At 64.3% G+C, this 16614-nt stretch carries 15 protein-coding genes; all 15 read left to right on the top strand.

Annotation, left to right across the window (positions count from 1 at the left end; all coding sequences use genetic code 11):
- Positions 1–70: 70 nt before the first annotated feature.
- The 15 genes from D3877_RS10760 to mce all read left to right on the top strand — a co-directional run bounded on the left by D3877_RS10760 (position 71) and on the right by mce (position 16600).
- Positions 71–1219 carry an NADH-quinone oxidoreductase subunit D gene (locus D3877_RS10760; RefSeq protein WP_238474856.1) on the top strand — a complete coding sequence of 383 codons (1149 nt, stop codon included), beginning with the start codon at positions 71–73 and terminating at the stop codon, positions 1217–1219.
- Entirely contained in the window at positions 1216–1836 is a 621-nt protein-coding gene (gene nuoE, locus D3877_RS10755; RefSeq protein WP_119830573.1) for an NADH-quinone oxidoreductase subunit NuoE, read from the top strand. The genes D3877_RS10760 and nuoE overlap by 4 nt, the downstream gene beginning before the upstream one ends.
- Positions 1837–1850: 14 nt before the next feature.
- A complete protein-coding gene (nuoF, locus tag D3877_RS10750; protein ID WP_119830572.1) occupies positions 1851–3140 on the top strand; it encodes an NADH-quinone oxidoreductase subunit NuoF in 1290 nt (429 codons plus the stop codon).
- A 15-nt stretch (positions 3141–3155) separates the two neighbouring features.
- Positions 3156–5219, top strand: coding sequence for an NADH-quinone oxidoreductase subunit NuoG (gene nuoG / locus D3877_RS10745; RefSeq protein ID WP_119830571.1), 2064 nt, complete (start codon positions 3156–3158; stop codon positions 5217–5219).
- Complete coding sequence (gene nuoH / locus D3877_RS10740) at positions 5212–6222, top strand: NADH-quinone oxidoreductase subunit NuoH (RefSeq protein WP_119830570.1); 1011 nt, start codon at positions 5212–5214, stop codon at positions 6220–6222. Before nuoG ends, nuoH begins: the two co-directional genes overlap by 8 nt.
- An 88-nt stretch (positions 6223–6310) precedes the next feature.
- Complete coding sequence (gene nuoI / locus D3877_RS10735) at positions 6311–6799, top strand: NADH-quinone oxidoreductase subunit NuoI (protein WP_119830920.1); 489 nt, start codon at positions 6311–6313, stop codon at positions 6797–6799.
- An 18-nt stretch (positions 6800–6817) separates the two neighbouring features.
- Positions 6818–7432 (top strand): NADH-quinone oxidoreductase subunit J, encoded by a 615-nt coding sequence (locus tag D3877_RS10730; protein ID WP_119830569.1) that lies wholly within the window; start codon positions 6818–6820, stop codon positions 7430–7432.
- A gap of 2 nt (positions 7433–7434) precedes the next feature.
- Positions 7435–7743, top strand: a complete 309-nt coding sequence (nuoK, locus tag D3877_RS10725) for an NADH-quinone oxidoreductase subunit NuoK (protein ID WP_119830568.1) — start codon at positions 7435–7437, stop codon at positions 7741–7743.
- Between the two features lie 9 nt (positions 7744–7752).
- Positions 7753–9837, top strand: coding sequence for an NADH-quinone oxidoreductase subunit L (gene nuoL / locus D3877_RS10720; protein WP_119830567.1), 2085 nt, complete (start codon positions 7753–7755; stop codon positions 9835–9837).
- Between the two features lie 23 nt (positions 9838–9860).
- Positions 9861–11387, top strand: coding sequence for an NADH-quinone oxidoreductase subunit M (locus tag D3877_RS10715; protein WP_119830566.1), 1527 nt, complete (start codon positions 9861–9863; stop codon positions 11385–11387).
- Between the two features lie 13 nt (positions 11388–11400).
- A complete protein-coding gene (gene nuoN, locus D3877_RS10710; RefSeq protein WP_119830565.1) occupies positions 11401–12849 on the top strand; it encodes an NADH-quinone oxidoreductase subunit NuoN in 1449 nt (482 codons plus the stop codon).
- Between the two features lie 10 nt (positions 12850–12859).
- Positions 12860–13657, top strand: a complete 798-nt coding sequence (locus D3877_RS10705) for a biotin--[acetyl-CoA-carboxylase] ligase (RefSeq protein WP_119830564.1) — start codon at positions 12860–12862, stop codon at positions 13655–13657.
- 14 nt (positions 13658–13671) lie between these two features.
- Positions 13672–14445, top strand: coding sequence for a type III pantothenate kinase (locus tag D3877_RS10700; RefSeq protein ID WP_119830563.1), 774 nt, complete (start codon positions 13672–13674; stop codon positions 14443–14445).
- On the top strand, positions 14442–16157 hold the full coding sequence (locus D3877_RS10695; RefSeq protein ID WP_119830562.1) for a ribonuclease J: 1716 nt from the start codon (positions 14442–14444) through the stop codon (positions 16155–16157). The genes D3877_RS10700 and D3877_RS10695 overlap by 4 nt, the downstream gene beginning before the upstream one ends.
- A gap of 38 nt (positions 16158–16195) precedes the next feature.
- Positions 16196–16600 (top strand): methylmalonyl-CoA epimerase, encoded by a 405-nt coding sequence (gene mce, locus D3877_RS10690; protein ID WP_119830561.1) that lies wholly within the window; start codon positions 16196–16198, stop codon positions 16598–16600.
- The last annotated feature ends 14 nt before the right edge of the window (positions 16601–16614 follow it).

Below are 16614 nucleotides of genomic sequence, written 5' to 3'. Positions count from 1 at the left end.
AACGGCGACCGGCGTCGTCGTGGCTGGCCCTGGCGGCCCGGCCGCCAAGACGCAGATCAAGCCCTACACGATGAATTTCGGGCCGCAGCACCCGGCGGCCCACGGCGTGCTCCGTCTGGTGATGGAGCTGAACGGCGAGGTGGTCGAGCGCTGCGACCCGCACATCGGCCTGCTGCACCGTGGCACCGAAAAGCTGATCGAATACAAGACCTACATCCAGGCGACGCCCTATTTCGACCGCCTCGATTACGTCAGCCCGATGTGCATGGAGCACGCCTTCGTGCTCGGCATCGAGAATCTGTTGCAGATCAAGCTGCCGCTGCGCGCGCAATACATCCGCGTGCTGTTCTCCGAAATCACCCGCATCCTGAACCACATTCTTGCGGTCACGATGGGCGCCATCGACGTCGGCGCCATCACCCCGCCGCTGTGGGGTTTCGAGCAGCGCGAGCTGCTGATGGAGTTTTACGAGCGGGTGTCGGGCGCGCGTCTGCACGCCAATTACTTCCGTCCGGGCGGCGTCGCCTGGGACCTGCCGGATGGCCTGCTTGAGGATATTTGGGCGTTCACCGAGAATTTCCCGAAATTCATGGAAGACGTCGACAATCTGTTGACCGACAACCGCATCTTCAAGCAGCGCACCGTCGACATCGGCATCGTCACCAAGGAGCAGGCGCTTGATTGGGCCTTCACCGGCCCGATGCTGCGCGGCTCCGGCGTGGCCTGGGATCTGCGCAAGTCGCAGCCCTATGAGGTCTATGACCGCATGGACTTCGACATTCCGGTCGGGCTGACGGGCGATTGCTGGGCGCGCTATCTGGTGCGCATGGAAGAGATGCGCCAGTCGCTGCGCATCATCCGCCAGTGCTGCAAGGAGATGCCGGACGGTCCTTACAAGATTGAGGACCGCAAGGTGTCGCCACCGCCGCGCGGCGAGATGAAGCGGTCGATGGAAGCGTTGATCCATCACTTCAAGCTCTTCACCGAAGGCTTCCACGTTCCGGCGGGCGAGACCTACACCGCCATCGAAGCGCCCAAGGGCGAGTTCGGCGTGTATCTGGTGTCCGACGGCACGAACAAACCCTACCGCTGCAAGATCCGCGCGCCGGGATTCGCCCATCTTCAGGGCCTGGACTTCATGTCCAAGGGTCACATGCTGGCCGACGCCGTCGCCAACATCGCGTCCATGGACATCGTTTTCGGAGAGATCGATCGATGAGCGCGCCCGCTTCCGATCACGGCCACGAGCCGACGAGCTTCGCCTTCACCCAGGAAAACCTGGAACTGGCCAAGCGAATCATCGCCAAATACCCGGAAGGCAAGCAGGCCAGCGCCTGCATGCCGCTGCTGGACGTCGCCCAACGCCAAAATGGCGGCTGGTTGCCCCGCGTCGCCATGGACGCTGTGGCCGACCTGCTGGGGATGCCGCGCATCCGCGTGTATGAGGTGGCGACCTTCTACACGATGTACAACAAGAATCCGGTCGGCAAGCACCACATCCAGGTCTGCACCACGACCCCCTGCTGGCTGCGCGGTTCGGACGACATCGTCCACGCCTGCAAGAAGAAGCTGGGCGTCGGGCTGGGCGAGACCACGGCGGACGGCCAGTTCACGCTGGGCGAGGTCGAATGCTCGGGCGCCTGCGTCAACGCGCCGGTTGTCCAGATCGGCGACGACTATTACGAAGACGTCGCGCCGGAGCACATCGACGGGTTGATCGAGGCGATCAAGCGCGGTGAAAAGCCCAAGGCCGGGTCGCAGATCGGTCGCCAATCGTCGGAGCCGCTCGGCGGTCCGACCACCCTGGCGGCCTTCACCACGCAAGCTGACGACTGAGGGGGGAGACCGCGATGCTTCGCGACGAGGACCGCATCTTCACCAACCTCTACGGCTTCCAGGACTTCGGTCTTGAGGCGGCCCGCAAGCGTGGTGACTGGGACAACACGGCGGCCATTCTCCAGAATGGGCGCGAGTGGATCATCGACAACGTCAAGGAATCGGGCCTGCGCGGACGCGGCGGCGCCGGTTTCTCGACCGGCATGAAGTGGTCCTTCATGCCGAAGAACGTGACCGACAAGCCCGTCTATCTCGTCATCAACGCCGACGAGGGCGAGCCTGGCACCTGCAAGGACCGCGACATTCTGCGCCACGATCCGCACAAGCTGATCGAAGGCTGCCTGATCGCCGGTTTCGCCATTGGGGCCAGCGCCTGCTACATCTACATCCGTGGCGAGTTCTACAACGAAAGCTCCAACGTCCAGCGCGCGATTGACGAGGCGTATGCGGCGGGGTTGATCGGCAAGAACGCCTGCGGCACCGGCTACAGCTACGACGTCTTCATCCACCGGGGCGCCGGCGCCTACATCTGCGGCGAGGAAACCGCGCTCATCGAGTCCATCGAGGGCAAGAAAGGCCAGCCGCGCAACAAGCCGCCGTTCCCCGCCCAGGCCGGTCTCTATTCCTGCCCGACCACGGTGAACAACGTCGAATCGATCGCGGTGGTTCCGACCATTCTGCGGCGCGGCGCCGGTTGGTTCGCCGGTCTTGGCCGTCCGAAGAACACCGGCACCAAGCTCTTCTGCATCTCCGGGCACGTCAACAAGCCGTGCAACGTCGAAGAAGAGATGGGCATCCCGCTGAAGGAGCTGATCGAGCGTCACGCTGGCGGCGTGCGCGGCGGTTGGGACAATCTGCTGGCGATCATCCCCGGCGGCTCCTCGGTTCCGGTGCTGACCAAAGAGATCTGCGACACCGTTCTGATGGATTTCGACTCGCTGCGCGACGTCCGCTCCGGCCTCGGCACGGCGGCGGTCATCGTCATGGACAAGTCGACCGACATCGTGAAGGCCATCGCCCGGCTGTCGAGCTTCTACGCGCATGAATCCTGCGGCCAATGCACGCCGTGCCGCGAAGGCACCGGCTGGATGAGCCGCGTCATGCAGCGGATGGTGACGGGCAACGCCCGGATGGAGGAAATCGACCTGCTGCTGCAAGTCACCAAGCAGGTCGAAGGTCACACCATCTGCGCGCTGGGCGACGCCGCCGCGTGGCCGATCCAGGGCCTGTTCCGCCACTTCCGCCCGGAAGTCGAGCGGCGCATCCAGGCCTACCGCAACGCTGCGCCGCTGGCGGCTGAGTAAGGAGTTCCCGTTCCCATGCCGAAACTTACCATCGACGGGATCGAGATCGAGGTCGAGCCGGGCACCTCCATCCTCCAGGCTTGCGAACAGCTTGGGATCGAGATTCCGCGCTTCTGCTACCACGAACGCCTCAGCGTGCCGGCCAACTGCCGCATGTGTCTGGTGGAGATGGAGCGCGCGCCCAAGCCGGTCGCGTCCTGCGCCATGCCCTGCGGCGACGGAATGGTCGTCAAGACCAACAGCGAAACCGTGCTGAAGGCCCGCAAGGGCGTCATGGAGTTCCTGCTCATCAACCACCCGCTGGATTGCCCGATCTGCGATCAGGGCGGCGAGTGCGATTTGCAGGACCAGGCCATGGCCTATGGCTTCGACCGGGGCCGCTACCTGGAAAACAAGCGCGCGGTCCAAGACAAATATATGGGTCCGGTCATCAAGACCATCATGACCCGTTGCATCCATTGCACCCGCTGCGTCCGCTTCATCAACGAAGTGGCCGGCGTCCCCGACGTGGGCGCCGTGTACCGTGGCGAGCATATGGAGATCACCACCTTCGTTGAAAAGGCCATCGGGTCGGAATTGTCGGGCAACCTCGCCGACGTCTGTCCGGTCGGCGCGCTGACCCACAAGCCCTACGCCTTCACGGCGCGGCCCTGGGAGCTGCGCAAGACCGAGACCATCGATGTGCTCGACGCCGTCGGCTCGAACATCCGCGTCGACTCGCGCGGGGCCGAGGTGATGCGCGTACTCCCGCGCGTCAACGACGACATCAACGAGGAATGGCTGAGCGACAAGAGCCGCTACGCCTATGACGGGCTGAAGCGCCAGCGCCTCGACCGTCCCTATGTGCGCAAGAACGGCAAGCTGGTCGCGGTGAGCTGGGCCGACGCCTTCGCCGCCATCGCCGACAAGGTCAAGGGCGTGGCGGGCAACCGCGTCGCCGCGATCTCCGGCGATCTGGCCGACGTGGAGGCCCAATTCGCTCTGAAGGAGCTGATGGGCCGTCTGGGATCGACCAACCTGGATTGCCGCCAGGACGGCGCGCGTTTCGACACCTCGGTGCGCGCGGGCTATCTGTTCAATTCCGGCATCGCCGGGATCGAAAAGGCGGACGTCATCCTGCTGGTCGGCACCAACCCGCGCTGGGAAGGCACGCTGGTCAACGCTCGCATCCGCAAGCGCTATCTGGCCGGTCAGGTCAAGATCGCGTTGATCGGCGAGCAAAAGGATCTGACCTATCCCTACGCCCATATCGGGACGGGGCCGGAGACGCTCCAGCAGCTCACCGACGGCTCGCACCCCTTCTCCGAGACGCTGCGCAACGCCAAGAACCCGCTGATGATCGTCGGCATGGGCGCGTTCCAACGCGCCGATGGACTGGCCGTTCAGGCCGCCGCCCGCATCACCGGCGAAGTCTATGGCATGTTCCGCGACGATTGGAGCGGCTTCAACGTGCTGCACACCGCCGCTGGGCGCGTGGGCGGCATCGAGACCGGCTTCCTGCCGGGTCCGGGCGGTCGCGACCTGCACGGCATCCTCGACGGGGCGAGCAAGGGCGAGATTGACGTCGTCTATCTGCTGGGCGCCGACGAGATTGACACGGCCAAGCTGGGCAAGGCCTTCGTGGTCTATCAGGGGCACCATGGCGACGCCGGGGCGCACCGCGCCGACGTGATCCTGCCGGGCGCCGCCTACACCGAAAAGAACGCGGTCTACGTCAACACTGAAGGCCGTCCGCAGCTCGCCCGTCTGGCGGCCTTCCCGCCCGGCGAAGCGCGCGAGGATTGGAAGATCCTGCGCGCCCTGTCGGAAGCGCTGGGCGCCACGTTGCCCTTCGACACGCAGACGCAACTGCGCCAGCGTCTGATCGCGGCGAACCCGATCTTCGCGGCGGTCGGCCAGATGACGCCCGCGACCTGGTCGCCGTTCGGCGCGCAAGGGCCGGTTGACTCGGCGCCCTTCGTGTCGCCGATCACCAACTTCTACATGACCGACCCGATCAGCCGGGCGTCGGTGACGATGGCCAACTGCGTGGAAGCGCTGGTCGGCCCGGCTCAGGAGAGGACTGGCACCCATGGCTGAGTTCTTTAGCGGCTTCCTGCTGCCGCTCATCATCATGGTTCTGAAGATCCTGGCGATCACCGTGCCCTTGCTGGTCGCGGTGGCCTTCATGACCTACGCCGAACGCAAGATCATGGGCGCGATGCAGCTTCGCCAAGGGCCGTCGCTGGTCGGTCCCTTCGGTCTGCTGCAACCCTTCGCCGACGGCCTGAAGCTGTTCGCCAAGGAGCAGATCCTGCCCGAGGGCGCCAACCGCGTCGTCTTCTACATCGCTCCGATGATAACCTTCTTCCTGGCGCTGGTCGCCTGGGCGGTCATCCCGTTCGATTACGGCGTCGTGCTGTCGAACATCAACGTCGGCGTCTTGTACCTCTTCGCGATCTCGTCGCTCGGCGTCTACGGCATCGTCATGGCGGGCTGGGCGTCGAACTCGCGCTACGCCTTCCTCGGCGCGCTGCGTTCGGCGGCGCAGATGGTGTCCTACGAGGTCTCGATGGGCCTCATCATCATCAGCGTCCTGCTCTGCGTCGGCTCGCTCAACCTGACAGCCATCGTGCACGCGCAGGAGAAGGTTTGGTTCGCGATCCCGCTGTTCCCGATGTTCATCATGTTCTTCATCTCGGCCCTGGCTGAGACGAACCGTTCGCCCTTCGATTTGCCGGAAGGCGAGTCGGAGCTGGTCGCCGGTTTCATGGTGGAATACAGCTCGGCCCCCTTCGCGCTCTTCTTCCTCGGCGAATACGCCAACATGATCCTGATGAGCGCGATGACCAGCATCCTGTTCCTGGGTGGTTGGCTGTCGCCCTTGCCCTTCGCGCCCTTCACCTGGGTGCCGGGCATCGTCTGGTTCGCGTTGAAGATCGCGGCGTGTCTGTTCACGTTCGTGTGGGTTCGCGCCACCATGCCGCGCTACCGCTATGACCAACTGATGCGGTTGGGGTGGAAGGTTTTCCTGCCATTCTCGCTGTTCTGGGTCGTTCTGACCGCCGGTGTGCTGGTGACGTTCGGCTGGCTGCCCAAGTAAGCCGTCCGATCAAGCCCATCACTGAATGTCGTTGAAGATGCCGACGCGCCCATCGCGGCCCGTCGGCAAGGAAGGAGACGAAGAGGCCATGGCGTTCCTCGACCGCGCGGCGCGCAGCCTGTTCCTGACCGAGTTGGTGAGCGGCCTTGCGCTGACCTTCAGCTATATGTTCAAGCCAACGGTCACGCTGAACTACCCGTATGAGAAGGGGCCGATCAGCTCCCGCTTCCGTGGCGAGCATGTGCTGCGCCGCTACGCGAACGGCGAGGAGCGGTGCATCGCCTGCAAACTCTGCGAGGCGGTGTGCCCGGCGCTGGCCATCACCATCGAAGCCGAACCGCGCGACGACGGCAGCCGCCGGACGACGCGCTACGACATCGACATGACCAAATGCATCTACTGCGGTCTCTGCCAAGAGGCCTGCCCGGTGGACGCGGTGGTCATGGGGCCGAACTTCGAGTTCTCCACCGAGAATCGTGAAGAGCTTTTCTACAACAAGCAGAAGCTGCTGGCGAACGGCGACCGCTGGGAGGCGGAGATTGCCCAGAACCTCGCGGCCGAGGCTCCATACCGGTAAGCGGAAGCGAGAAATTCGATGATACTGCAAGGCATCGCCTTTTACGTGTTCGCCGCGCTGCTGGTGGCCTCCGGTGTGATGGTCATCTCGTCGCGGAATCCCGTTCACTCCGTTTTGTATCTCATCCTCGCCTTTTTCCAGGCGGCGGGTCTGTGCCTGCTGATGGGCGCCGAATTCATCGCGATGATCCTGATCATCGTCTATGTCGGCGCGGTCGCGGTGCTGTTCCTGTTCGTGGTGATGATGCTGGACATCAATTTCCGCGAGCTGCGGCAGGGCGCTCTTGAGGTGCTGCCGCTGGGTGGTTTGATCGGCTTGATCCTGCTGGCCGAACTGGCCGCCGTCGTCGGCGGCTGGATCGTCGCGCCGGGCGTTGAAAAGCTCGCCGCCGCGCCGACTCCGGCGATCACGTCGGTGACGAACACCCAGGCTTTGGGCCAGTTGATGTACACCCAGTATGTCTATCTGTTCCAAGCCTGCGGCATCGTCCTGCTGATCGCCATGATCGGCGCCATCGTGCTGACGCTGCGTCATCGCGAGGGTGTGCGGAAGCAGAACATTGGCGATCAACTCGCCCGTCGTCGGGACGAGGTGGTCGCCATCCGCAAGGTTTCGTCCGGGGAGGGCGTGTAATCATGGAGATCGGTCTCGGGCATTATCTGACGGTCTCGGCCATCGTCTTCACTCTGGGTGTCTTGGGGATCTTCCTGAACCGGAAGAACGTCATCGTCATCCTGATGTCGATCGAAATGATGCTGTTGGCGGTGAACCTCAATCTGGTCGCCTTCTCCACGCATCTGCACGATCTGGTCGGTCAGATCTTCGCCATGATCATCCTGACTGTGGCCGCCGCCGAGGCGGCCATCGGTTTGGCCATCCTGGTGGTCTACTTCCGCAACCGTGGCTCGATCCGAGTCGAAGACATCAACATGATGAAGGGCTGAGGCGGCGCCATGGAAGTGCTTGTCGTATTCCTCCCGCTTCTGGCGTTCCTCATCGCCGGATCGATCGCGCTGTTCGGCGGGCCGAAGGCCACGCCGTCGGCTGCCGGTCACGGGCATGGTCATGACCACGGTCACGATCACCACGCGCATGGTCATGACGACCACGCGCATCATGATGACGCGCACGACGATGGTCACGACGACCATCACGCCGTGGCGCCGCCGCCCACATCGGGCGACCGCGCGGCGCAGTTCGTCACGTCGGGCGCCGTGCTGCTCTCGGCGTTCCTGTCCTGGCTGCTGTTCTTCGACGTCGCCGTCGGCGGGCATCCGCGCACCATCGAGCTGGCGACCTGGATCCGCAGCGGCGGTCTGGATGTGTCGTGGGCGCTGCGCGTCGATCAGCTCACCGCCGTTATGCTGGTGGTGGTCAACACCGTGTCGGCCTGCGTGCATGTCTACTCCGTCGGCTACATGGCCGAAGACCCGCAGAAGCCGCGCTTCATGGGCTATCTGTCGCTGTTCACCTTCGCCATGCTGATGCTGGTGACGGCGGACAACCTCGTGCAGATGTTCTTCGGTTGGGAAGGCGTCGGTCTGGCGTCCTACCTGCTCATCAATTTCTGGTACGAGAAGCCCTCGGCCAACGCCGCCGCGATCAAGGCCTTCCTGGTCAACCGGGTCGGCGATTTCGGTTTTGCGCTCGGCATCTTCGCGATCTTCGTGCTGACCGGCTCCGTCCAGTTCGACGCGATCTTCGCCAAGGCTCCGACCATCACCGGGGTGACGTTCCATTTCCTGAGCTGGGACTTCAACGGCCTGACCATCGCCTGCCTGCTGCTGTTCATGGGCGCGATGGGCAAGTCGGCGCAGCTTGGCCTGCACACCTGGTTGCCGGACGCGATGGAAGGCCCGACCCCGGTGTCGGCGCTCATCCACGCCGCCACCATGGTGACGGCGGGCGTGTTCATGCTGTGCCGCCTGTCGCCGGTCTTTGAATACGCGCCGTCGGCGTTGGAAATCGTGGCGGTGGTCGGCGGTTTGACCGCGTTCGTCGCGGCGACCATCGGTTTCACTCAGTTCGACATCAAGCGGGTCATCGCCTATTCGACGATGAGCCAGCTTGGCTACATGTTCTTCGCGGTGGGCGTCTCGGCCTACGGCGCGGCGATGTTCCACCTGTTCACGCACGCCTTCTTCAAGGCCCTGCTGTTCTTGGGCGCCGGTTCGGTCATCCACGCCCTGCATCACGAGCAGGACATGCGGAAGATGGGCGGCGTCTGGCGCAAGATCCCCTTCACCTACGCGGTGATGTGGATTGGCAATCTGGCGCTCGCCGGTCTGCCTTTCTTCGCCGGTTTCTATTCCAAGGACATGATCCTGGAGGCGGCCTACGCCTCGGGCAGCCCGGTCGGTCGCTTCGCCTTCGCGCTGGGCATCGCCGCCGCTCTGCTGACGGCCTTCTACTCCTGGCGTCTGCTGTTCATGACCTTCCATGGCAAGCCGCGCATGGAGAAGTCGGTCTATGACCACGCTCATGAATCGCCGATCACCATGCTGATCCCTCTGGGGGTTCTGGCGCTGGGCGCGCTGTTCGCCGGCATCGGTTTCCACCAGTGGTTCATCGGTCATGACCGGGCGGAGTTCTGGGGCAAGGCCATCCTGGCGCTGCATGAGCATGACAGCATCGAGGCCGCGCACCATCATCTGCCCGGTTGGGTCGGGATTGCGCCGCTGGTCGTCGGTTTGATCGGCATCGCCGCCGCCTACATCGCTTACATCCAGATCCCGAGCCTGCCCGCGACCTTCGCGCGGCTGTTCAAGGGGCTGCACCAGTTCCTGTACAACAAGTGGTACTTCGACGAGTTGTACGACGCGCTGTTCGTCCGCCCGGCCAAGGCCCTGGGCTATGGTCTGTGGAAGTCGGGCGACGGCGCGCTGATCGACGGCGTCGGCCCCGATGGGGTCGCGGCGGCCACCCGCGACATCGCGGGCCGCGCCAGCCGGTTGCAGTCGGGGTATGTCTATCATTACGCGTTTGCCATGGTGATCGGCGTCGTTCTGCTGATCGCTTGGCTTTCCGTGTTCGGTTGAGCGGTTGAGGGGGAACTACAAAAATGGCTAGCTGGCCGCTCCTGTCGTTCACGACCTTCCTGCCGCTCGTCGGTGTGGCGTTGATCCTGCTGTTTTGCAGGGGCACGTCGCCGGATGTGGTGCGGAACGTCCGCTACATCGCGCTGTGGACGACACTCGTCACCTTCGTGCTGACGCTGTTCATTTGGATCAACTTCGACCCGCGCAATCCCGGCTACCAGTTGGTCGAGAAGGCGCCGTGGATCCCGGATTTCGGCATCACCTATCACATGGGCGTCGACGGCATTTCGGTGCTGTTCGTCGTCCTGTCCGGCTTCCTGATGCCCATGTGCGTCCTGGCGAGCTGGGAATCGGTGCAGATGCGGGTCAAGGAGTACATGATCGCCTTCCTCGCGCTGGAAACCCTGATGATCGGGATGTTCTGCGCGCTGGATTTCGTTCTCTTCTACATGTTCTTCGAGGGCGTGCTGATCCCGATGTTCCTCATCATCGGGATCTGGGGCGGCGGGCGTCGCGTCTACGCGGCGTTCAAATTCTTCCTCTACACGCTGCTCGGTTCCGTCCTGATGCTGCTGGCCATCCTGGCCATGTATTATGTGGCGGGCACCACCGACATCCCGACGATCACCGCGACCCAGTTCCCGCGCAACATGCAGCTCTGGCTGTGGCTGGCCTTCTTCGCCTCCTTCGCCGTGAAGGTGCCGATGTGGCCGGTGCACACCTGGTTGCCCGACGCCCACGTCGAGGCGCCGACCGCCGGTTCGGTCATTCTGGCCGGCGTGCTGCTGAAGATGGGCGGTTACGGTTTCCTGCGCTTCAACATTCCGATCCTGCCGGAAGCGACCGAGTATTTCACGCCGCTGATCTACACCCTGTCGGTCATCGCCGTGATCTACACCTCGCTGGTCGCGCTGGCGCAGGAGGACATGAAGAAGCTGATCGCCTATTCGTCGGTCGCGCATATGGGCTTCGTCACCATCGGCATGTTCGCGCTGAATCAGCAGGGCATCGAGGGTTCCGTGTTCCAGATGCTGTCGCACGGCGTCGTCTCGGGCGCGCTCTTCCTCTGCGTCGGCGTCGTCTATGATCGGCTGCACACCCGCGAGATCGCCCGTTACGGCGGTCTGGTGAAGAACATGCCGAAATACGCCGTGATCTTCCTGTTCATGACCATGGCCTCGGTCGGCTTGCCCGGCACCGCTGGTTTCGTCGGCGAATTCTTGGTTCTGCTGGGCGTCTTCCGCGACAACACCTGGGTCGCCGCGCTGGCCGCGACGGGCATGGTGCTGGGCGCCGCCTACGCGCTGTGGCTCTACCGCCGCGTCGTCTATGGCAAGCTGGTGAAGCCGGACGTCAAGGCGATGTTCGACCTCAATGCCCGCGAGGTCGCCATCTTCGTGCCGCTGGTCGCCGTGGTTCTGTGGATGGGCGTTTACCCGAGCAGCTTCCTGAACGTGACCTCGGCGTCGGTCGAGCATCTGATCCAGACCTACCAGACCAAGCTGGCCGCGTCGCACGCCGCGTCCGGCGTGTCGGTCGCCGCGCGCTAAGGGGTTCTTCGACATGACCGCAGTGTTTCCCGACATCTGGCCGGCCCTGCCGGAGATCTTCCTCGCGGTTGCGGGGATGGCTCTGCTGCTGATCGGCGTTTTTCGCGGCGACGGGTTCACCCGCCCCGTGTCCTATCTGACCGTGGTCGTCATGCTGCTCGCCGCCATTCTGGCGATGGGCTATGGCGCGGGCCGCGTCGTCACCTTCAACGGTATGTTCGTGATGGACGCCTTCGGCGTCTTCATGAAGGTGCTGGTTCTGGTTTCGGCGGCGCTGTCCGTCATCCTCTCGCTCGGCTTCAACGAGCGGGAGCAGATGGCGCGGTTTGAGTATCCGGTGCTCATGCTGTTCGCCACGCTTGGCATGCTGATGATGATTTCGGCCAACGATCTCATCTCTCTCTATGTCGGTCTGGAGACGCAGAGCTTGGCGCTGTACGTCATCGCGGCCTTCCGCCGCGACAGCGCGAAGTCGTCGGAAGCCGGTTTGAAGTATTTCGTTCTCGGCGCGCTGTCGTCGGGCATGCTGCTGTACGGCGCCTCGCTGCTCTACGGCTTCGCCGGGACGACCTCCTTCGACAAGATCGCCGCTCTGTTCGCCGGTGGCGCCCACGCGTCGCCGGGGGTGGTCATCGGCTTGGTCTTCGTGCTGACGGGCTTGGCCTTCAAGGTGTCGGCGGCCCCGTTCCACATGTGGGCGCCGGACGTCTATGAAGGCGCGCCGACCCCGGTGACGGCCTTCTTCGCCGCCGCCCCCAAGGTCGCCGCCATCGCGCTGCTCACCCGCGTTCTGATCGAGCCGTTCGGTCATCTCACCGCCCAGTGGCATCAGGTTCTGGTCGCCACCGCCGTGCTGTCGATGCTCATCGGCTCCTTCGCCGCGATCATGCAGACCAACATCAAGCGTCTGATGGCCTACAGCTCCATCGGCCATGTCGGTTACGCGATGGTCGGTCTGGCGGCGGGCAACCAGGACGGCGTGCGCGGCGTGTTGATCTACATGGCGCTCTACGTCGCCATGAACATCGGCGCCTTCGCCGTCATTCTCAGCATGAAGGCCAAGGGCCTGATGCTGGAGCAGATCAAGGACTTCTCGGGGTTGTCGAAGACCAACCCGATGTTGGCGGCGACCATGGCGATCTTCATGTTCTCCATGGCCGGCATCCCGCCGATGGCCGGTTTCTTCGGCAAGCTCTATGTCTTCCTGGCCGCCATCGAGGTGCAGGATTACACGCTGGCCGTCATCGGCGTGCTGACCAGCGTGGTCGGCGCCTTCTACTACCTGCGCATCGTCAAGATCATGTATTTCGACGAGCCGCTGGTGGTGGTGGACAAGGTCGAGGATGACGGCATGACCGGCATCCTGGTCGTCACCAGCCTGTTCACGCTGCTGTTCTTCGTGGCTCCGGCCCCGATCCTGAACGGCGCCGCTGCTGCGGCGGCCGCGCTGTTCGCCGGGTGATGATTCCCGGATGAGCGGTGGTTCAAACGAAGCGGAGGCGGCGCGCTTGCGTCTGCCTCCCGGCTTCCGCATCAAGGCCTTCGACTCCGTCGGCAGCACGAACGACGAAGCGAAGGCTTTGGCGCGTTCGGGGGCCGGGGAGGGGACTGTTGTCTGGGCGCGGCGTCAGGAGGGTGGGCGCGGTCGGCGCGGTCGCGCCTGGACCTCGCCGGAGGGCAACCTCTACAGCTCCATCATCCTGCGGCCCAACCGCTTGCCCGCCGACGCCGCGCAGATTTCCTTTGTCGCCGCTCTGGCGATCGCCGAGACGGCGGAGGCGGTGTTGCCCGATCCGTCGGGCGTCCGCTGCAAATGGCCGAACGACGTTCTGATCCATGGGCGCAAACTGTCCGGGATTCTTCTGGAGTCGGAACCGACGCCGTCCGGGCTGGTGTCCTGGGTGGTGTTGGGGGTTGGCGTCAATTTGCGCCATTTTCCGGAGACGTCGGATTACGCCGCGACCTCCTTGATAGCCGAGGGCGCGCCGGTTCTGGCGCCGTCGGCCTTGCTGGAAATTTATGCCGAACATTTGGCCGTCTGGTACGAGCGGTGGCTGGAGTTCGGCTTCGCCCCGATCCGGGCGGCTTGGCTGGAGCGCGCGCGCGGCTTGGGCGACCCGATTCTGGTTCGTCTGGCCGACCGCACAATCTCCGGTGTCTTCGTGGATCTGGACAGCGACGGCGTTCTGTTGCTTGATCCACAGGATGGTGGCCCCCGCCAGCGGATCACCGCTGGCGACGTGTTTTTCCCTCAACCGCCCGCAGCCTGAAACGGACGTTCGCCATGTTGCTCGCCATCGACGCCGGAAACACGAATGTGGTGTTCGCCATTTATGACGGCGACCGCCAGCGCGGCATCTGGCGCACCGCGACCGATCCCAAGCGCACGTCCGACGAATATATGGTGTGGCTGACCCATCTGATGGCGCTGAAGGGGCTGAAGCCGGTGGACATCCACGGCGCGGTCATCGCCAGCGTCGTTCCGGGGGCCACCTTCAACCTGAAGCGGCTGTGCAAGGATCATTTCGGCTGCGAGCCGGTGATCGTCGGCCAGCCCGAGGTTGATCTGGGGACCAAGGCCCTGGTGGACCGCCCGGAAGAGGTCGGGGCCGACCGGCTGGTCAACACGGTGGCGGCGGCGGCGACCTACAAGACTCCGCTGATCGTCATTGATTTCGGCACGGCGACCACCTTCGACGTGGTGGACGCCGAGGGCAATTATTGTGGCGGCGTCATCGCGCCCGGCCTGAACCTGTCGCTGGAGGCCTTGCAGAAGGCGGCGTCGAAGCTGCCGCGCGTGGAAATCCAGCCGCCCGCCGAGGTGATCGGCAAAAACACCATCGCCTGCATGCAATCCGGCATCTTCTGGGGCTATGTCGGCCTCATCGAAGGGCTGGTTGCCCGAATTCGCGCCGAATATGGCGCCCCGATGACGGTGATCGCCACCGGCGGATTGGCTGTTCTTTTCGCCAAGGCGACCCATGTCATCGAACACACTGACGGCGAGCTGACGCTTCGCGGTCTCCTTCTGATCCACAAGCGCAACATGAGCAAATGACCCAATCCTCCCAGGCAGCCGCCGGTGCATCCAAGAGTCCGGCGGACCCCTTCGTTCCGGAGGATGACGCGCTTTATTTCCTGGCGCTCGGCGGTTCCGGCGAAATCGGGATGAACCTCAACCTCTACGGCCATCGCGGCAAGTGGCTGATGGTCGATCTCGGCATTTCCTTCGCCGACGACACCATGCCGGGGTTGGACGTCATCATGCCCGATCCCAGCTTCATCGTGGAGCGGCGGGAGGATTTGGTCGGTCTGGTGGTGACGCACGCGCACGAGGATCATCTCGGCGCGGTTCAGTATCTGTGGCCGGAATTGCGCTGCCCGGTCTATTGCACGCCCTTCACCGCGTCGGTTCTGCGCGCCAAGCTGCACGAGCGGGGCTTGAGCGGCGTCGTGCCGATCCACGAAATCCCGCTTGGCGGGTCGCTGGAGGCTGGTCCCTTCGCGGTGGAATACGTCACCATGACGCATTCGATCCCGGAGCCGAACGCGCTCGCCATCCGCACCTCGGCGGGGACGGTGGTGCACACCGGCGATTGGAAGCTGGATCCCGATCCGTTGATCGGCACGGTGGCCGACGAAAAGCGGTTGCGCGAAATTGGAGACGAAGGGGTGTTGGCCCTGGTCGGCGACAGCACAAACGCGCTGGTGCCCGGCTGGACCGGGTCGGAAGCGACGGTGCGGGCCAGCCTGACCGATCTGATTGGGCGTTACCCGAATGTGCGGGTGGCGGTCAGCTGCTTCGCCACCAACGTCGCCCGGCTGGAAAGCATCGCGGTGGCGGCGGCGGCCCATGACCGGCATGTGGCGCTGGTCGGGCGGTCGCTGTGGCGGATCAACGACGCCGCGCGGGCCAACGGCTATCTGAAGGACGTGCCGAAATTCCTGTCGGAGCATGACGCGGGCTATCTGCCGCGCGAAAAGCTGGTGCTGATCTGCACCGGCAGCCAGGGGGAGCCGCGCTCTGCGCTCGCCCGCATCGCCGGGAACGATCATCCGCAAATCACCCTGTCGCGCGGCGACGTCGTCGTCTTCTCCTCGCGCGAGATTCCCGGCAACGAACGCGCCATCGGGCGGATGCAGAATCAGTTGGTGACGCAAGGCATCGAGCTGGTGACGGCGGACGAGGAGGCGATCCACGTTTCCGGCCATCCGGCGCGTGACGAGTTGGTGCGCATGTACCAGTGGGTGCGCCCGCGCATCGCCGTGCCGGTCCATGGCGAGCAGCGCCACCAGCAGGCGCACGCGGCCTTGGCGCAGGATTGCCAAATCCCCGACCAGATCGTTCCGGCGAATGGCGAGCTGATCCGGCTTGGCCCCGACGGCCCGGCCCGCGTCGTCGCCCATGTCCGCTCGGGCCGCATGGCGTTGGACGGCAAGCGCTTGATCCCGCTCGACAACGGCATGATGCGCACGCGCAGCCGCATGGTGAACAACGGCGCCTCGGTGGTCACGCTGGTGATGACGGCGCGCGGCGAGTTGGTCACGGCTCCGCAGGTGGCGGTGATGGGGCTGATCGACGAGGTGGCCGACCGCGACATGCTGCTCGACGTCGTGGACGCGGTGCGCGAGGCGGTGGCCGGTTTGTCGAAGACCGCGCGCGCCGACGACGCCCAGGTGAAGGAGGCGGCGCGCATCGCCGTGCGCCGCTGCTTCAATGCGTCTCATGGCAAGAAGCCGGTCACGGATGTTCATTTGGTCCGCGTTTAGCGGCCCGCCGCCTGCGGCCACGAGCTTGTGAGGACACCATGATCGGAAAATTGAACCACGTCGCCATCGTCGTTCCCGACCTTTCGGCGGCCACCGCCCTCTACCGCGACACGCTGGGGGCCGCCGTGTCGGCCCCGGTCGATCTGGCGGCGCATGGCGTGACGGTGGTGTTCGTCACCCTGCCGAACACCAAGATTGAGCTGTTGCATCCCTTCGGCGAAAAATCGCCCATCGCGCCCTTCCTGGAAAAGAACGCGTCGGGCGGCATCCATCATATTTGCTATGAGGTGGATGACATTCTGACCGCGCGCGACCAGTTGAAGGCGCAGGGCGCGCGGGTGCTGGGCGATGGGGAGCCGAAGATCGGCGCTCACAACAAGCCGGTGCTGTTCCTGCATCCGAAGGATTTCTGCGGCACGCTGGTGGAATTGGAACAGGCCTGAGGCCTGAACGAATA

This window comes from Azospirillum cavernae, from assembly GCF_003590795.1.
GTDB classification, from domain to species: domain Bacteria; phylum Pseudomonadota; class Alphaproteobacteria; order Azospirillales; family Azospirillaceae; genus Azospirillum; species Azospirillum cavernae.
Note: the sequence above shows the minus strand (reverse complement) of the source record. Positions and strands in the feature narration are given on the sequence as shown.